Source organism: Xenorhabdus sp. SGI 60, assembly GCF_056632175.1.
Genome location: NZ_CP196860.1, coordinates 1,013,242 through 1,030,725, shown reverse-complemented (window position 1 = coordinate 1,030,725; position 17,484 = coordinate 1,013,242). Strand labels below are relative to the sequence as shown.

Below are 17,484 nucleotides of genomic sequence, written 5' to 3'. Positions count from 1 at the left end.
AACAAGGGAGTAAATATGAACACTAAATATAACCAACCTAATACACCAACCTTAGAAGATGAATTTTTTATAGTACCAACTCAGAAGTATGTAAAAGACTTAATTCAAAATCACGCTCAAAGCCGGAATCATCCTTATGCAACACTGCAAGACAAAGGATTTGTTACCCTAAGCAATGACGTGAGTAGTGATAGCGAAACTAATGCTGCAACACCAAAAGCAGTAAAAATAGCATACGATTTAGCGAATACCGCTAATCAAAATGCCAGTAATGCAAATGAGAATGCCAATACTCGCTTGTCTAAGGATCAAAACGGTGCAGATATTCTTGATAAGGCAGCATTTGTAAAGAATCTTGGCTTATCCGAATTGGTTTATAGGACTGTAGGAAATGGGCCAAACCAGATACCAGATATGAACAGTTTTGAATCAAAGCTTAGTGAATCGGGTTATCAGAAGCTCCCTGGTGGCCTAATAATTCAATGGGGAATTGTGAATGGTGGAATAAGCAATACGGACTTACGAAAATTTCCAATTCCATTTAATAATAAGTGCTTTGTTGTAACGGGTAATTATGTCAAAGGAGAGCAATGGGGACAAGGCATATATCTTGAAATTAGATCAAAAAAAGAATTCTTAATTGTTGTTCATAACTCATTTGGAAACGGGTCAAGTTTACAAATACAATATATCGCTATCGGATATTAATTGTATTAGTCACAACTCAATCTGAAACATCCAACTCTGGAGATCAGGGGCAGTCAATCCGCCCCTGTATGTCTTGCTCAATGCCTATTGGGAAACGTCATTTTGATAATTTCTTACCTTGCACAAAATTTTATTATTTTATAAACCATATTCACTTAATCCCTTATGTTCATTAGGGCGACGTCCCAATGGCCAGTAAAAAAGCCTTTCCGTTTCCTTAATTGGCATATCATTGATACATGCGAAACGACGTGTCATTAAACCTTGCTCATTAAATTCCCAGTTTTCATTACCGAAACTACGGAACCAATTACCTGAATCATCATGCCACTCATAGGCAAAACGTACAGCAATACGATTTGCATCAAATGCCCATAATTCTTTGATAAGACGGTAATCAATCTCTCGATTCCATTTGTGTGTTAAAAAATCGACAACGGCTTCACGCCCCTCCACGAACTCAGTTCGGTTACGCCAGAAGGTATCTTTTGTATACACCTGCGAAACCTTCTCTGGGTTCCGGGTGTTCCAAGCGTCTTCTGCCAGACGGACTTTCAGCTTTGCAGTTTCAACTGTAAACGGAGGTACAGGTTGCTTGATTTCCATAATATTCCCCTATCGTATGTAGACAGATCTGTCCACATACGATAGATTAAGTAGACGGAGTTGTCTACATAAATAATTGCATGAGGAGAAAAAGGATTATGAGTGAAAAAGTATCCAAAGCGCGTGACCGTATACTAAAAACAGCCCATATGTTGTTTTATCGTGATGGTATACGAGCTACAGGCATTGACCGCATCATCAAGGAATCTGAAGTAACGAAAGTGACGTTCTATCGCCATTTTCCATCCAAAAATGACCTGATACTGGCCTTTCTTGATTATCGCCATGAACAGTGGATTCAGTGGTTTAAAGGATCTCTCCAAGCCAACATAAACCGTTATAGTTCACCGACTAAAGCTCTGACAGAAACATTAGCTGAGTGGTTCAACTCTGATGAATTCAGAGGCTGTGCATTCATCAACACAGTCATCGAAATAGGAAAGGAGCAACCACAAGTTATTCCTCTTATTCAGGAGCATAAAAAGCAAATGGAACAGGTAATTGCGTCTTCTCTACCCCCTGAGTTTAACGGAAAACGTCTGGCGCAGAAATTTGCTTTACTTGTCGAAGGTGCCATCGTTATGATGCAACGCACTGAGTACAGTGATGAAGTTTTATCACTGTTGCAGGAGTGCTTATCAGATATTGCTATGTCTGAATAATTACGGAATAACTATGTTGGTAGTGTAGTGATCGAAGGAAGCCATCATTATTTTATTCGAAAAATTCACTACCAATAAAGCAATCGCATTGACACTTTTTATATCGAATAAACATTTATATTCATTTGTATTCAATAATATTAATGGGATACGTTACCGGGCAAAGGAGACTAAAGTAATGAAGTTTATTCTCGATTATAATCATATCCATGCAGCACATTCTCGTATTAAACCCTATATCAATAAGACTCCTGTATTCACGTCAACAACTGTCAATACACTCTTTGACGCTCAAGTCTATTTCAAGTGTGAAAACTATCAAAAAATGGGGGCATTCAAATTCCGCGGAGCCATGAATGCTCTATCCCAGTTTAATGTTGAACAGAAAAAAGCAGGGGTTATTGCTTTTTCATCAGGCAATCATGCACAGGCAATTGCGCTGGCAGCTAAATTACTGAATATTTCAGCCACCATTGTCATGCCACACGATGCTCCCCAGGCTAAGATAACAGCAACAAAAGGTTATGGTGGTAAAGTCGTTTTTTATGACAGATATACTGAAGATCGCGAAGAAATCGGCCAGCAACTGGCGGAAAAACACGGTATGACACTCATTCCACCTTTCGATCATCCACATATCATTGCTGGTCAAGGCACCGCAGCTAAGGAGCTATTTGAAGAAATCGGTGAGTTGGATGCTCTGTTTATACCTCTTGGCGGTGGTGGTTTATTATCTGGCTCTGCGCTTGCCGCTGCCCACTTATCCCCTACATGTCAGGTTTTTGGTGTCGAGCCAGCAGCCGGTAATGACGGTCAGCAATCTTTTAAAAAAGGTGAAATAGTTCATATAGATACCCCAAAAACCATTGCAGATGGCGCTCAAACACAGCACTTGGGACAACACACTTTTGCCATCATTCGCCACCTTGTCAAAGATATTCTTACTGCGTCAGATGATCAATTAATTGATGCCATGTACTTTTTGGCAGAGCGAATGAAAACCCTTGTCGAGCCTACCGGTTGTTTGGGATTTGCTGCGGCAAAAGCAATGCGGGAACAATTGCAAGGGCAACGTATCGGAATTATCTTGAGTGGCGGAAATATTGATATAAAACGATATGCACATTTGTTAGCAAACAAGATCTAATAAGCATTCATTGTCTAACAATTAAAATACCCGATTATTATAAAAACGTGGAAAATGTTTCTACTTAACTTTTTCCTGCTCCTTCTTTAACTTCCGCCATAATGTCGTGCGGCTAATTCCCAGATATTCCGCTGCCGCACGCCGATTACCTGAGAATCTCGCCACAATACCATGTAATGAAATACCATGTAATGAAGGCGTGTTTTCAATAAAAGGAGGGGACGCAATCTGAGAGTTTCATGCTGCTAATGGTATTGGTGCCAATCTGGCGCTCAGGTGAAAGTGATAATATCAATGCAGAGGTTAACGCCTGTTCTGGATGAGCACTTAAATAGAGCGCTATCCGTTCCATTAAGTTACGTAGTTCACGCACATTGCCCGGCCAATGATAGACGTGCAACACGTCATGACACCCAGCGAGCTCCTGTATTCTCAATGCAGAAACGGGTAAGTTGAGTACCGCAAAAGCCCGTTGTAAGTACTCTATCGCCAACAAACCAATATCATCTCCCCTCTCCCTCAATGCAGGTATGTTGATCCGTAATACACTCAAACGGTAGAACAAATCTGCCCGAAAACGCCCTTCCCTGACCCAGGTATCCAAATCACAATGCGTCGCACAGATGATCCGCACCTCGACAGCAATCGGACGATATCCACCCACCCTGACAACCGATTTTTCTTCCAAGACCCTTAATAACCGCGTTTGCAAAGGCAACGGCATTTCACCGATTTCATCCAGAAATAACGTCCCTCTATGTGCAATTTCAAATAATCCCGCACGTCCGCCACGTCGTGAACCAGTGAAAGCGCCTTCTTCATAGCCAAACAGTTCAGCCTCCAGCAAAGACTCGGTAATCGCGCCACAGTTAACCGCCACAAACGGCCGTGGATGCTTACCCGCGAGCTGCCCATACCGCAAGGTATATTCATGATGAATAGCCTGTGCCACCAACTCTTTTCCCGTACCACTTTCTCCCTGAATTAAAACTGTTGCCGTTGAACGGGAGTACAGCATAATTGTATTGCGCACCTGTTCTACCGCAACAGAGTGGCCTCTGATATCGTTGATTGTGTGCCGTGTGCGTAGTTTATCTTCGGTAGGATAAGGAGAAATCACTGCCTGATTCAGTTTGCTCATTCGGGCCATCTCCAAAGCATCCCGAAATGCCTGTCGAATCGAATCCGCTGAATAGACAAAAACCCCCACTAACTCAGCTTCATAAGCAAGATCGGTAATCAATCCTGCCCCGACAATCACTTTGATGCCCATCGCTTTCAAGGCATTGACCTGCGCCCTGGCATCTTCCTCTGTGACATAACTGCGTTGTTCAATGCGCAAATTGAAACGCTGCTGAAATTCTTCTAATGCAGGCAAAGTATTCTGGTAGGTAATAACACCAATTCGGGAACTGATTTGTCGGGCACGAGCCAATGCCTGCATAACATCAAATCCGCTGGCTTTAGCAATAATCATCGGGACGGATAAACGGCTTTTTAAATAGGCTCCATTAGACCCTGCGCAAATCACAGCATCACAATGCTCGGTTTCTAGCCGTTTGCGAATATGTTGAACCGCACGTTCAAAACCCAACTGAATCGGTGTGATATCAGCTTGATGATCAAATTCCGGTGTAATATCACGAAAAAGATCAAACAGCCTGGAAACGGAGACTGTCCAGATCACTGGTTTGTTGTTATCACGTTCCCCTGAGTGTGCTGATGCCATATCTCCTCCCCCATTTCTTGTATACGGTTTCACCGCCAAAATATGAAACAAAAATGAAACCTAATTGATTCAAGATGAAACAAATATACATTATAGCCAATAGCTAAACAGTAACCACTCATCAACTAAAACCTATCCCCAAAATTAATTTAGATAATAAAAACAATACGATTGTTATATCCCTACTGGTTCACCTTCCCGCTTTTAAAGTATTGGCATAAACCTTGCTATAAATATTTCCATCGTAACAATCAAACACAAATCAGTTTCATTTTAGTAACAATGGGGTTGTATATGGCATTTTCTTCCGCTGGTTTAGCTTTTCGTCAGGCAATAGAGGACGAATCTCCGCTACAAGTCGTCGGAACCATCAATGCAAACCATGCATTGATGGCAAAACGGGCAGGCTACAAGGCGATTTACCTTTCAGGCGGTGGGGTTTCTGCGGGTTCGCTGGGGCTACCCGATCTGGGGATCTCTACGCTGGATGATGTGTTGATTGATGTCCGCCGCATTACTGATGTCTGTGACTTACCGCTGCTTGTCGATGCCGATATTGGATTCGGTTCCTCAGCGTTTAATGTCTCCCGCACAATTCGTTCTATTATTAAAGCAGGGGCTGCTGGTGTCCATATTGAAGATCAGGTCGGTGCTAAACGTTGTGGCCATCGTCCAAATAAAGAAATTGTTTCCAGACAGGAGATGGTAGACCGTATCAAGGCTGCCGTTGATGCCCGCACCGATGAGAATTTTGTCATTATGGCCCGCACGGACGCACTGGCCGTAGAAGGGTTAGATGCAGCACTGGACAGGGCCGCAGCTTATATCGCAGCTGGCGCCGATATGCTGTTCCCTGAAGCAATCACAGAGCTGCCTATGTATCAGGAATTCGCATCCAAAACGCAGGTTCCTGTTTTAGCGAATATTACCGAGTTCGGTGCCACGCCGCTCTTTACAATCGAAGAATTAAGGAGCGTAAACGTCGCCATTGCCCTTTACCCTCTATCGGCATTTCGGGCTATGAATAAGGCGGCCGAACAGGTCTATACCACTTTGCGTCGAGATGGCACCCAGAAAAATGTCATCAATATGATGCAAACCCGTAATGAACTTTATGAAAGCATCAACTACTACGATTTTGAACGAAAACTGGATGCCCTGTTTTCCCAGAAAAATAGCAGAGGTGATACTCATGAGTAAGCAGAATACGACAGCGGGAGTTTCTGAATCTACACCAATCAAACCCAAAAAATCAGTTGCACTGTCCGGTGTTACAGCAGGCAATACGGCGCTCTGTACCGTTGGCAAAAATGGCAATGAATTACATTACCGTGGCTATGATATTCTCGATTTGGCCGCCCATTGTGAATTTGAAGAGGTCGCTTATCTTCTCATCCACGACAAGCTTCCCTCCCGCGCAGAATTAACGTCCTACAAAAACAAATTGAAATCCTTGCGTGGCCTGCCCAGCAGTGTCAAAGCCGCCTTAGAAGCATTGCCTGCGGTGGCACATCCTATGGATGTCATGCGTACCGGCGTTTCTGTACTGGGTTGTACGTTGCCAGAAAAAGAAGATCACAACCTGGCTGGTGCCCGCGATATTGCTGATCGCTTACTCGCCTCGCTCAGTTCAATACTGCTTTATTGGTATCACTACAGCCATAATGGCCGCCGCATTGAAGTTGAAACCGATGATGATTCCATTGGCGGACACTTTCTCCATCTCTTGCGTGGTCAAAAACCACGGGGATCATGGGAAAAAGCCATGCAAACTTCCCTGATCCTGTACGCCGAGCATGAATTTAATGCTTCTACCTTTACCAGCCGAGTGATTGCGGGCACGGGATCGGATATTTACTCTGCCATTATCGGGGGGATTGGTGCCCTGCGTGGACCAAAACATGGTGGGGCCAATGAAGTTTCATTTGAAATCCAGCAACGTTATGACACTCCCGCGCAAGCCGAGGCCGATATTCTGGCCCGTTTGGAGAGAAAAGAAGTCATCATGGGTTTTGGTCATCCGGTTTATACCGTTTCCGATCCCCGCCATAAAGTGATTAAAGAAATTTCCCGGCAACTGTCTCAGGAAGCAGGTACGACTCAGATGTATGACATTGCTGATCGGATTGAATCCATGATGTGGGATAACAAAAAAATGTTCCCGAATCTCGATTGGTTCTCTGCGGTGTCCTATCACATGATGGGAGTCCCTACTGCCATGTTTACCCCGCTGTTTGTGATTGCCCGTACTTCTGGTTGGGCCGCCCACATTATTGAACAACGTATTGATAACAAAATTATTCGTCCATCAGCTAACTATATTGGCCCTGAAAATTTGGCATTTATACCAATTGAACAACGTTAATAATCTGATTTACAAATAACACGACTTAAGGATTAATTATGTCTACCTCTGTTGTTAACAACCGCCCTGATTACGATCAGGTGATTGTAGATATTGTGGATTATGTCATGGACTACACCATAACATCCCCAATTGCTTACGCTACAGCCCACCACTGCCTGATAGATACTTTGGGTTGTGGACTGGAAGCGCTGGAATATCCCGCCTGTACAAAATTATTAGGGCCAATTGCGCCGGGCACAACGGTGCTTAATGGCGCACGTGTACCAGGAACGCAATTCCAGCTCGATCCTGTTCAGGCTGCATTCAACATTGGTGCCATGATTCGCTGGCTTGATTTCAATGACACCTGGCTGGCGGCCGAATGGGGACATCCTTCTGATAATCTTGGCGGAATACTTGCCACCGCCGACTGGTTGTCAAGAAATGCGCTTGCCCGCGGAGAAAAACCACTCATCATGTGGGATATTCTGACAGCGATGATTAAGGCGCATGAAATTCAAGGCTGTCTGGCATTGGAAAATGCTTTCAATAAAGTCGGATTGGATCATGTCGTTTTAGTCAAAGTGGCTTCCACGGCGGTTGTTGCCCAAATGCTAGGGCTGAAACGAGAAGAAATATTAAGTGCGGTTTCATTAGCCTGGGTTGACGGACAATCCTTAAGAACTTATCGCCATGCCCCCAATACTGGCTCTCGTAAATCCTGGGCTGCGGGAGATGCAACCTCCCGTGCCGTACGTCTGGCTTTGATAGCCCAAACAGGTGAAATGGGCTATCCGTCTGTATTAACGACCAAAACCTGGGGATTTTATGACGTCCTGTTCAATGGTCAGCCATTCAAATTCCAGCGCCCTTATGGTTCTTATGTGATGGAAAATGTGCTGTTCAAAATCGCTTTCCCGGCAGAATTCCATTCACAAACTGCGGTAGAAGCGGCCATGATCTTGCATCAGCAACTGAAAAAGCACGGCAAAGGCATTGAAGATATTGCTCAAGTCACTATACGCACTCACGAAGCCTGTATCAGAATCATTGATAAACAAGGACCATTGAATAACCCCGCTGACAGGGATCACTGCATTCAGTATATGGTGGCTATTCCACTGATTTTTGGTCGTCTGACGGCGGCGGATTATGAAGATGATATCGCCGCCGATCCACGCATTGACGCCTTGCGGGAAAAAATAGTCTGCGTCGAAGACCCCGATTTTACCCGTGATTATCACGATCCCGAAACTCGCTCCATCGCCAATGCGCTAACGTTGACATTCACCGATGGCCCCCAATTAGACGAAGTTAAAATCGAATTCCCGCTTGGACACGCTCGTCGCCGCAAAGATGGCATTCCGCTATTAGAGGAGAAATTCAAAACCAATCTGGCGCGTCGCTTCCCGCATGAGCAGCAACAAAAAATTTTAGCGGTATCTCTTGACCTGATGTCATTGAGAAACATCCCGGTAAACGAGTACCTTGATTTGTATGTCATATAATTTGTCTACCCTTGAGCGATGAATGTAGGAGAGATTATGTCATTCCAAGATTTCTATCAGCATTCAATTGATGATCCCGATACTTTCTGGGCAGAACAGGCTAAACGAATACACTGGCAACAGCCTTTTGAACAGGTGCTGGATCATAGTCATCCCCCGTTTGCCCGTTGGTTTTGTGGGGGAAAAACTAATCTCTGCTACAACGCATTAGACCGCTGGCTGGAAAGCCAACCCGATGCCAGAGCACTAATTGCCATTTCAACGGAAACTAAAACCAATAGCGAGCGAGTTTTCACCTATAAAGAATTACATCGGGAAGTGAATCGAGCCGCCGCCATCATGTTGTCGCTCGGCGTAAAAAAAGGCGATCGTATCGTTGTTTATATGCCAATGGTGGCTGAAGCCCTGTTTATTTTACTGGCCTGTGCCCGTATTGGGGCAGTCCATTCAGTCGTATTTGGCGGTTTTGCTTCCCACAGTCTCGCTACCCGATTGGATAACGCCGAACCGGTTTTAGTCGTCTCAGCGGATGCTGGTTCACGTGGTGGAAAAATCATCCCCTATAAGCCTCTGCTTGATGAAGCCATTGAGTTAGCCAAGCACACGCCCCGCCATGTTTTAATGGTAGATCGCGGGCTATCCGATATTAATTGGGTCAATGGCAGGGATATAGATTTTGCCACACTACGGCAGCAGCATCTTGATGCGGAAGTTCCTGTCACCTGGCTCGAATCCAATGAAACTTCTTGTGTGCTCTATACATCAGGTACAACCGGAACCCCGAAAGGGGTTCAACGTGATGTCGGCGGTTATGCCGTGGCGCTGGCAACATCAATGGACGTTATTTTTGGTGGTAAGGCAGGCGGCATTTTTTTCTGCACATCGGATATTGGCTGGGTTGTCGGGCACTCTTATATTATCTATGCCCCCTTGATCGCCGGCATGGCTACTATCCTGTATGAAGGTCTCCCGATACGCCCGGATGCGGGCATTTGGTGGCAAATTGTCGAAAAATATCGTGTCACCAGAATGTTTTCTGCCCCTACAGCAATCCGCGTTCTGAAAAAATACCCGACGGATTGTATCGCCAAATATGATATCTCATCGCTTGAAACACTCTATTTAGCGGGAGAACCTCTTGATGAACATACTGCCCGTTGGATTGCCGAAACTATTAATGTGCCCGTCATTGATAACTACTGGCAGACTGAAACAGGCTGGCCCATTATGGCAATTGCACGTAGTCTGGATGACAGGCTAAGCCGTTTTGGCAGCACAGGCTTTCCCATGTACGGTTTCAACGTCAAATTGCTCAACGAACTGACTGGTCAGAAATGTGGTGATAATGAAAAAGGAATGCTGGTCATCAAAGGCCCTTTGCCTCCGGGTTGCATCCAGACTATCTATGGCGACGATCCCCGTTTCATTAATACTTACTGGAGTCACTTTGACCAGCAAGTTTATTCGACATTTGACTGGGGGATACGTGACAGCGATGGTTACTATTTTATTCTGGGACGTTCGGATGATGTGATTAACGTTTCCGGCCATCGTTTGGGAACACGAGAGATTGAAGAGTGCATTGCCAGCCACGAAGATGTCGCCGAAGTTGCCGTCATTGGTATCAAGGACGAAATAAAGGGGCAAGCCGCCGTGGCGTTTGCTGTTCTCAAAGAAGGACGAGAAATCCAGAGTGCTGACCATTTTGCCACATTGGAGAAAGCATTAATGGAATTGGTAGATAAGAAAATCGGCAGCGTTGGACGTCCGGCTCGAGTCTATTTTGTGACGCAATTACCGAAAACCCGTTCAGGAAAAATGTTGCGCCGTACCATGCAGGCCATTTGTGAAGGACGTGTGCCAGGCGATATTGCCCTGATTGAAAATCCCGCTTCATTGGAAGCCATTCGGGATGCAATTTCCCATTAAACAATTTTCATTAAAAAATGGATGAAGGTCAACCTATGATAATCACTGATTATTTGGTTGGCTCTGTTGATAAACACCATTATGCTCTATCAGCCATACCAAGTATTCGCAAACAGAAACAACTTGCCTAAACTATAAGATAAATAACCACCACCTATAAAAATACCCTTCCCCCCCTACTCACCCTTCTAATGTTTTTTTTGTTTTATTATTATATCTCTCACCATTTTCTTTATTTTCCCTTTTAATGTACGCGAGGCCCGCTGCCCTCTCAACCTAAAAAAACATACTCATCTTTTAAATGGGCCGAGCCCCCATGTGTATAATATTTAATTTATATTTTCCTCCTCTCCCCCTTCCCTACTCTCTCCCCTACCGTCATTAGATATGAATATTACATTCCTCCCCCCTTCTCACTAATAATCTAATAGATATTTTTTCGTGTTTCCTTCTTCTTTTTTTTCTTTTTTTGTTTTATGTTTTATATATACCCAACGGACATGGCTGACTCCCTGCCGAAAAAAAGAAACCCAAAATAAAAAAACAAAAACAAAATCGCCCCAGAATCTCTCTTTCTATCTCTCCCTCCTCTCTATATAACTCTTGAAAAATCCTGCTATTCTTGCGGAGATAAATTTCAAAGGTGGGGTAATCCAAGGGGAAATCAATATTATTCTTAAGATTAGATGTTTTTTATGCAACCTTGTATTTTGTTTAATCCGCATTTAATCTCACAGAGTTATCATACCTTTGTACTACATTTTCCCAGCTACTTTTACCCATTCCAGCTCCGTTCCTACACGGAGCTTTTTTTTCCAGACAAATAGATTAACGCTTTTATTTATTGCTTTTTGAAGTGAAATGGCAGTTAGATTTGATGAGATAGCTGCTAACATGAATGAGACAAATGTTAACAGCTATAATGGATTGACTCAATTGAAGGGTATAGAGAGAAATTCTGTCTATTTTATTGCATCTGACTCATCAAATAACGATATACAAAGCACTCTGGCGGTAATTCAACAAATCTTTTATTTATATCAATAAGTCCCACTTTTCTTTTTTTTTGGGTAAAAACTCTGATAAAATCCCAACAAAGTAATGTCTTCCCCATATTTATGCACCATATCAACCATAATTGTTTCCACATCTTGTAAGGCAAGAACATCGTTCTTATCTGAGGATTACTTGAAGTTTATCGAGTATATAAAATGCCATCTATACGAATCAATTCGTTATTTTAGGCTCTTTTAGTGCAGCTTCTGCCCACTCCACCATTGCAGGATGTTTTAACATACGATCAACCCATCTCTGGCTGGTTGCGGAAAGTTTCAATCCGTAGGTTTGCACACGAAAAGCGACAGGGGCATAAAACGCATCGACAGCCGTGAATTTATTTCCCGCCAGCCATTCACCACCAAACCTAGTTAGCCCTTCTGCCCAAAGTGCATCAATTCGTTCAATATCACACTGCAATTCAGAAGTTATCTCATTCAACTCAGTGCGAGCAGAGCAATCCATCGAGCAAAGCTGGCGTAATGTCGCAAAACCAGAATGCATTTCTGACGCAGCACTTCTCGCCCATGCTCTGGCTGCTTTATCTGATGGCCAAACTTGAGCATGATCCTCAGCAATATATTCTATAATTGCCAGAGAATCCCAAACAGTCATTTCTCCATCAATCAAACAAGGAACCAAACCCGTAGGTGAAAATGCCTGAAATTTTTCACGGCTGCTTTTGCCATCTTCAAAATAGCTCAGCTTTTCATTAAAAGGAATATCCAGCCCCTTGAGCAAAATCCACGGACGCAGTGACCAGGAAGAGTAATTTTTATTGGCTATCCATAGTATATACATCGTTTTTCTCTCTATAATAATAAAATAGTATGATTACATAAAATATTATACTTTCCTATTAAAGTAGTAAATTAGTTTATCCATTATAAAATACTACATTATTAGAATAACATTCTATAAAAAAGTAAAATAACACACAAAATAAAAAAATCAATTCACTATACACTTTAAAAACTCTCGTCTATATTGTAGAAACATCTTTATATTAAAAATAAGGATATAATATGTCACTCAAAAACACTTCCACCAGCTTTGGCCATATTTCTATTTTAATTCATTGGCTAGTAGCACTCGCTGTTTATGGAATGTTTGCACTTGGATTATGGATGGTCACATTAAGTTATTACGATAACTGGTATCATCGTGCTCCTGAACTGCATAAAAGTATAGGTAGTTTACTATTTATTGTTATGATTATTCGGCTAATATGGCGATTTATTTCACCACCACCAAAACCCTTGGCAAGCTACAGTCTTTTTATACGCATCAGTTCACAACTGATGCAACTCACTGTCTACATCGCCTTATTTGGTATTCTATTTAGTGGATATTTTATCTCTACCGCCGACGGGCAGCCAATCAGCATTTTTGGCTGGTTTGAAATTCCTGCAACCTTAACAGGTCAAGGCATACAGGCTGATACAGCGGGCGTTATTCATCTTTATCTTGCCTGGACTGTTGTAGTGCTCTCCCTATTACATGGGCTTGCTGCACTAAAACATCATTTTATTGATCGTGACACCACCCTAAAAAGAATGTTTGGTTACAAACCAAATTAGAATGACTTTTGGAGAATTATTATGCTGAAAAAGACGCTAGTAGCCCTGACCGTAGGGGGATGGCTTATGAGTACAGGAAGCGCACTCGCTGCTGATTATAAGTTCGATAAAATAGGCCAACATGCCTTTATTGAATTTCGTATTCAGCATTTAGGATTTAGCTGGCTTTATGGTGGTTTTAAGGATTTCGATGGTAACTTTACTTTTGATCCGCAAAATCCGGCAAACGATAAAGTGAATGTGGTTATCAAAACCGATAGTGTAGATACCAAACATGCCGAACGAGATAAGCATTTACGTGGACCGGACTTTTTAAACAGTAATAAATATCCTGAAGCTAAATTCACATCAACGAATGTCAAGAAAGAAGGTGAACATTACTTTATTACCGGCGATCTCACATTAAATGGTGTGACCAAGCCTGTCACACTGGACGCAAAATTGATCAATGCCGGAAACGACCCGTGGGGAGGATATCGCGCGGGTTTTGAGGCGACCGGCAAACTCAAACTAAAAGACTTTAATATCAAAGAAGATCTGGGACCAAAATCTCAGGAAGTCGAACTGATCATTTCTGTTGAAGGCGTGCGAGAAAAAGCCTAATCATAAAAGAACGCGGTAAGAAAAACGTACCGCGTTCTATTTTATCCCCTTCGGCTTTCAAAATACCTATTGGGTAATCAGTTCATTAATATGACGCGTTATTGATGCCAAAGCGTTATGGGCATCATAATCTGCCTTAATAATCTGTGACTGCTGGCGCCATATCGGGGAGGATAATATCCTTGTCACTGCCTGATATAATTGCTGCTCACTTGGTGTATCAGTATGCAAACTGATACCACAACGTGACCAGATAACGCGAGCGACGGCTTCCAGCTTACCATCTCCTGTTCCCGCGACCACCAAAGGGACACCGTGACGAATGGCTGAATTCAGTGAACCATAGCCACCATTGGTAATAAAAATTGATGCTTTTGGAAGCCAGTGTTCAAAATTGAGATACTCTACCACTCTGGCATTCTCTGGCAGATCGTTGCCCAGGACATCAATAGAGCGGCCACCGGTAATCGCTAATACCCGAACTGGCAACGTTGCCAACGCGTGCAATGTCGGTAATATCAATTGGCTAAAATCAATATTAGCCAGTGTTCCCTGAGTCACCAGAATCAATGGCTGGCTCTCATCCGGCCAACTGATTTGCGTTTTATCATCTTCCACTTTCACCGGTAATGAGCCGATAAACTCCACCGTTTCAGGTAAATCATCACGAGAAAATTCAAATGACTGAGTTGCCAGTTGTAAGAAACGATCAACTCCGCTCATCAAAACATCATTATGATCTCCTGTCAGTGGGAGACAATCCACGGCAGCAAGTGACTGATTGAATGCGGCCCTGACCTGTTCAATTAATTGGTGCGTTTCCTCATCAACCAATTGCTCGCGTGTTAAATCAGCAGGCAATAATTCAGGTGGGATTCGGGCCCCCCAGAATATGGCATCTTTTGCTGACCACGGCAACGGAGAAACACCAATCGCAATGACAGGAATACGTTTTTCAGCCGGTTTCTGCAATAACGGCAGCACTGAATAAAAGGTATTATCGATAATTAGCAGGTCAGCTTGTCCTTCTTCGATCACTTGCATCAATTGTTTCGATAACACCGGAATAGGCTCGACAAAAAATCTCCTTAGCGATAGTGCCATCTGGGTATTTCCCGGTGGATGTTCTGCCCGTTCGGGAAAATGTTTTTCCAGGTAGCGGTAATCCACATCTACTTGCTTATCGAAAGGAATAAAAGTGGCTCCTAACGCTTCAGCCTGCTGTTGGAACAAGGAACCACTGAATATTGTGACATCGTGTCCCTGTCCTATTAAATGTTCCGCAATAGTGAATATTGGCAAAACATGACCAGGCGTTGCAACCGCAGCTAAGACAATACGCGACATTAATCAAACCTCCTTCAAGGCAATATCTACTCAATCGGCACTGGAAACAGAAATAGTGCGGAAGCTGTGATTTTTACAGACAGGCACGCCGTGGATATGCACCCGTTGAATATGACGAGGAGAACGGGAAATAAAAGCTTCACGTCCATGTAATAAAGTGAAGTTATCGCAAATCGCAATGTCACCAGACTGCCATTGGTGGGCGTAGAAATAACGCGGATCATACAATCGATTATACAATGCTTCTTCAAAGGATTGCTGCTCTTCGTGTGACATGCCATCTATCGCCAAAGAGTGATGATCAGCATACTTCATATCTTTTTTTCCCATCGGCTCATTATAACGCATCACCCATTTTTTACCGTCGGGGTGAAGGCAAACCAACGGTGAAATCACTTCACCACCATAATGTGTCACTCGGCTTGTGCGGTAGGTAATGGTGGTATTTTTCCATGCATTACGTTCATCATCACTAGCATCGGTTATTAATTGCTCCGTGTTGACAAACGTAGTACGCCCTCCTTGAGCCGCTTTTGGAGCAGATACACAATGAAATATCTGAAATTCAGGGATCGTCTCCCTATACATTCCATCCCAATGCAACGGTACACTACCGCTGTCCAGAACATGGTCAGAGGGTTTCGGAGACTCCATAACATCCAATACCGCACCAAATGGCCACATCATGATTTCACCCCAACGGCCAGAATATTCCGCCAATTTCTCTTTATCCGTAAAACCGGATTGAAAGCCACGCAATACAACCAGCAGATGAGTTCGAGCTAATTCACGCAAAGCATCAACTGACAGTGCGGTAATATCCTGATCAGGGTAATTGGGCGTAATCAATACGCCGAAAGGTTTCATCGCCTCAATATGACAATCAAGTTCATAGGTATTCATGATTTTTCTCTCTAAAATACGGTATACCACGTGGTTATTCTGCTTATGCTGTCGCTGTTTGGAATTCTGTTTGCGGGTTTTCTTCTGATGGCATTTCAATCAAGTAATGGCTTGGAACACCCCGAATTTCGATCAGCTTTCCATTCATCTTTTTCACTTCATCACTTTTCATCAGTACAAACTGACCGTTAATGTTGGCCGCCACGCCGTGCCACGGCGTCAACCAATCATCGCGGGTTGGCATCATATGAATACCAATTTTGATACTGTCCACGGGCTGCGGGTGAATAGAAAGACGGATCGCCAAGGGGAACTGTTCTGCCAACAAATTACCCCACGCCCAGCTACGTTGGATAACCCCAGCCGAGCGCTGGCGTGCATCTTTTTGCAACGCATTTTTTGAACCTGTATATTCCGGCAATAAGCTATCTTCATAAAGAAAACGAGTAATCGCCCGATATAATTGAACACCTTCTTCGGTTTTTTTAAGTTCTTCTTTGATCTCCTCGATTGAAGAGGCATAACGACTGACCAATAATTCACGCAATTGATCGTAATCATTAGTATATTGCGTTAGTGATTTAACGTTACCAAGATTAAAAACTGAAAGGTGAGTAGCGCCCAGTTCATGCAACAATTTTTCAATTTCTAATTGATAATGGGTAATTGTGTCATCATCGACAAGAATAAGATCACTAAAAACATGCCCATCAGAACAAATAACAATATTTGCCCCAGGTGGATAATAAAGCTGAATACGCTGACAAAGGGAATTTAGAAAAATCAGTGATAATTTTTCTGCCATATCCGGCATGTTACCCAATACTTTTCTAGGATTGGGGGATTTTGTCGGAAATGCAGGTAAAATACATTCGATAGGTTTCCCTTGCTCCACAAATGCACGGATACGTGGCAGCTGAACCTCAGAAACCTTTTTTTCTTCATATTGAAGTGTATGTTCAGACTCAGGGAAACGACGTCGATACTGCAATAATTCGTGTAAAATTTTGTTAGACACTTCTTCTATGTCAAGACGTTCCATAATTCATTCCTAATTTATTACATTTACATCACGGCTAATTAATGCAATTGACAATATAGATATATTGCTGGGTATAAAACATCAGCTCACATGCTTTTAAATATATAAAAAAACACAGGAATAAAACTTACAGCATGTAAGTTACAATATACAACCAAATTCAACCATAAATACACTGAGTTTTTTTATTGTATCTCTTTTTATTACATGTGTTATACAACCATAAAAATCATGAACATAAATATATAGCATTATAATTTCATAAAAAAATTAAAATTTTTAAAAATTTAATTCAATTTTTTTGATGATGTTACAAA

14 protein-coding genes and 1 pseudogene are annotated in these 17,484 nt (G+C 42.8%); 9 read left to right on the top strand and 6 right to left on the bottom strand.

Annotated features, from left to right (window positions below):
* The first annotated feature begins 15 nt into the window (after nucleotides 1-15).
* Nucleotides 16-708, top strand: coding sequence for a gp53-like domain-containing protein (locus ACSJJG_RS04775; RefSeq protein ID WP_481088696.1), 693 nt, complete (start codon nucleotides 16-18; stop codon nucleotides 706-708).
* A 138-nt stretch (nucleotides 709-846) separates the two neighbouring features.
* Here the strand turns inward: ACSJJG_RS04775 and ACSJJG_RS04770 are convergent, their stop codons facing one another.
* A complete protein-coding gene (locus ACSJJG_RS04770; protein ID WP_189760100.1) occupies nucleotides 847-1,314 on the bottom strand; it encodes a nuclear transport factor 2 family protein in 468 nt (155 codons plus the stop codon).
* A 98-nt stretch (nucleotides 1,315-1,412) separates the two neighbouring features.
* Between ACSJJG_RS04770 and ACSJJG_RS04765 the strand changes: the two genes are divergently transcribed.
* Both ACSJJG_RS04765 and ACSJJG_RS04760 read left to right on the top strand, forming a co-directional pair.
* Nucleotides 1,413-1,976, top strand: a complete 564-nt coding sequence (locus tag ACSJJG_RS04765; protein WP_189760099.1) for a TetR/AcrR family transcriptional regulator — start codon at nucleotides 1,413-1,415, stop codon at nucleotides 1,974-1,976.
* Nucleotides 1,977-2,154: 178 nt separating this feature from the next.
* On the top strand, nucleotides 2,155-3,123 hold the full coding sequence (locus ACSJJG_RS04760) for a threo-3-hydroxy-L-aspartate ammonia-lyase (protein WP_481088695.1): 969 nt from the start codon (nucleotides 2,155-2,157) through the stop codon (nucleotides 3,121-3,123).
* 60 nt (nucleotides 3,124-3,183) lie between these two features.
* Here the strand turns inward: ACSJJG_RS04760 and prpR are convergent.
* Nucleotides 3,184-4,852 (bottom strand): annotated as a pseudogene (prpR, locus tag ACSJJG_RS04755) (propionate catabolism operon regulatory protein PrpR).
* A gap of 294 nt (nucleotides 4,853-5,146) precedes the next feature.
* On the opposite strand from prpR, the gene prpB reads away from it, so the two are divergent.
* From prpB to ACSJJG_RS04735, 4 genes are read left to right on the top strand one after another with little or no spacing between them, the layout of a single operon-like run.
* Nucleotides 5,147-6,052 carry a methylisocitrate lyase gene (gene prpB, locus ACSJJG_RS04750; protein ID WP_481088694.1) on the top strand — a complete coding sequence of 302 codons (906 nt, stop codon included), beginning with the start codon at nucleotides 5,147-5,149 and terminating at the stop codon, nucleotides 6,050-6,052.
* Nucleotides 6,045-7,217, top strand: coding sequence for a bifunctional 2-methylcitrate synthase/citrate synthase (prpC, locus tag ACSJJG_RS04745; RefSeq protein WP_481088693.1), 1,173 nt, complete (start codon nucleotides 6,045-6,047; stop codon nucleotides 7,215-7,217). Before prpB ends, prpC begins: the two co-directional genes overlap by 8 nt.
* A gap of 38 nt (nucleotides 7,218-7,255) precedes the next feature.
* Nucleotides 7,256-8,707, top strand: a complete 1,452-nt coding sequence (locus ACSJJG_RS04740; protein WP_481088692.1) for a bifunctional 2-methylcitrate dehydratase/aconitate hydratase — start codon at nucleotides 7,256-7,258, stop codon at nucleotides 8,705-8,707.
* A gap of 36 nt (nucleotides 8,708-8,743) precedes the next feature.
* The gene (locus ACSJJG_RS04735; protein WP_481088691.1) at nucleotides 8,744-10,636 is read left to right on the top strand and encodes a propionate--CoA ligase; all 1,893 of its coding nucleotides are present in this window, start codon (nucleotides 8,744-8,746) and stop codon (nucleotides 10,634-10,636) included.
* 1,227 nt (nucleotides 10,637-11,863) lie between these two features.
* Here the strand turns inward: ACSJJG_RS04735 and ACSJJG_RS04730 are convergent.
* A complete protein-coding gene (locus ACSJJG_RS04730) occupies nucleotides 11,864-12,493 on the bottom strand; it encodes a glutathione S-transferase family protein (RefSeq protein ID WP_481088690.1) in 630 nt (209 codons plus the stop codon).
* Between the two features lie 224 nt (nucleotides 12,494-12,717).
* On the opposite strand from ACSJJG_RS04730, the gene ACSJJG_RS04725 reads away from it, so the two are divergent.
* Both ACSJJG_RS04725 and ACSJJG_RS04720 read left to right on the top strand, forming a co-directional pair.
* On the top strand, nucleotides 12,718-13,272 hold the full coding sequence (locus tag ACSJJG_RS04725) for a cytochrome b (RefSeq protein ID WP_481088689.1): 555 nt from the start codon (nucleotides 12,718-12,720) through the stop codon (nucleotides 13,270-13,272).
* A gap of 21 nt (nucleotides 13,273-13,293) precedes the next feature.
* Nucleotides 13,294-13,875, top strand: coding sequence for a YceI family protein (locus ACSJJG_RS04720; protein ID WP_481088688.1), 582 nt, complete (start codon nucleotides 13,294-13,296; stop codon nucleotides 13,873-13,875).
* Nucleotides 13,876-13,941: 66 nt separating this feature from the next.
* On the opposite strand, the gene ACSJJG_RS04715 is transcribed toward ACSJJG_RS04720, so the two are convergent.
* The 3 genes from ACSJJG_RS04715 to pvcA are packed head-to-tail and all read right to left on the bottom strand — an operon-like array spanning nucleotide 13,942 to nucleotide 17,167.
* Nucleotides 13,942-15,222 carry a rhabduscin glycosyltransferase gene (locus tag ACSJJG_RS04715; RefSeq protein WP_481088687.1) on the bottom strand — a complete coding sequence of 427 codons (1,281 nt, stop codon included), beginning with the start codon at nucleotides 15,220-15,222 and terminating at the stop codon, nucleotides 13,942-13,944.
* A 30-nt stretch (nucleotides 15,223-15,252) separates the two neighbouring features.
* Nucleotides 15,253-16,125, bottom strand: a complete 873-nt coding sequence (pvcB, locus tag ACSJJG_RS04710) for a tyrosine isonitrile desaturase/decarboxylase (RefSeq protein ID WP_481088686.1) — start codon at nucleotides 16,123-16,125, stop codon at nucleotides 15,253-15,255.
* A gap of 43 nt (nucleotides 16,126-16,168) precedes the next feature.
* Entirely contained in the window at nucleotides 16,169-17,167 is a 999-nt protein-coding gene (gene pvcA / locus ACSJJG_RS04705) for an L-tyrosine isonitrile synthase (RefSeq protein ID WP_481088685.1), read from the bottom strand.
* Nucleotides 17,168-17,484 lie beyond the last annotated feature (317 nt).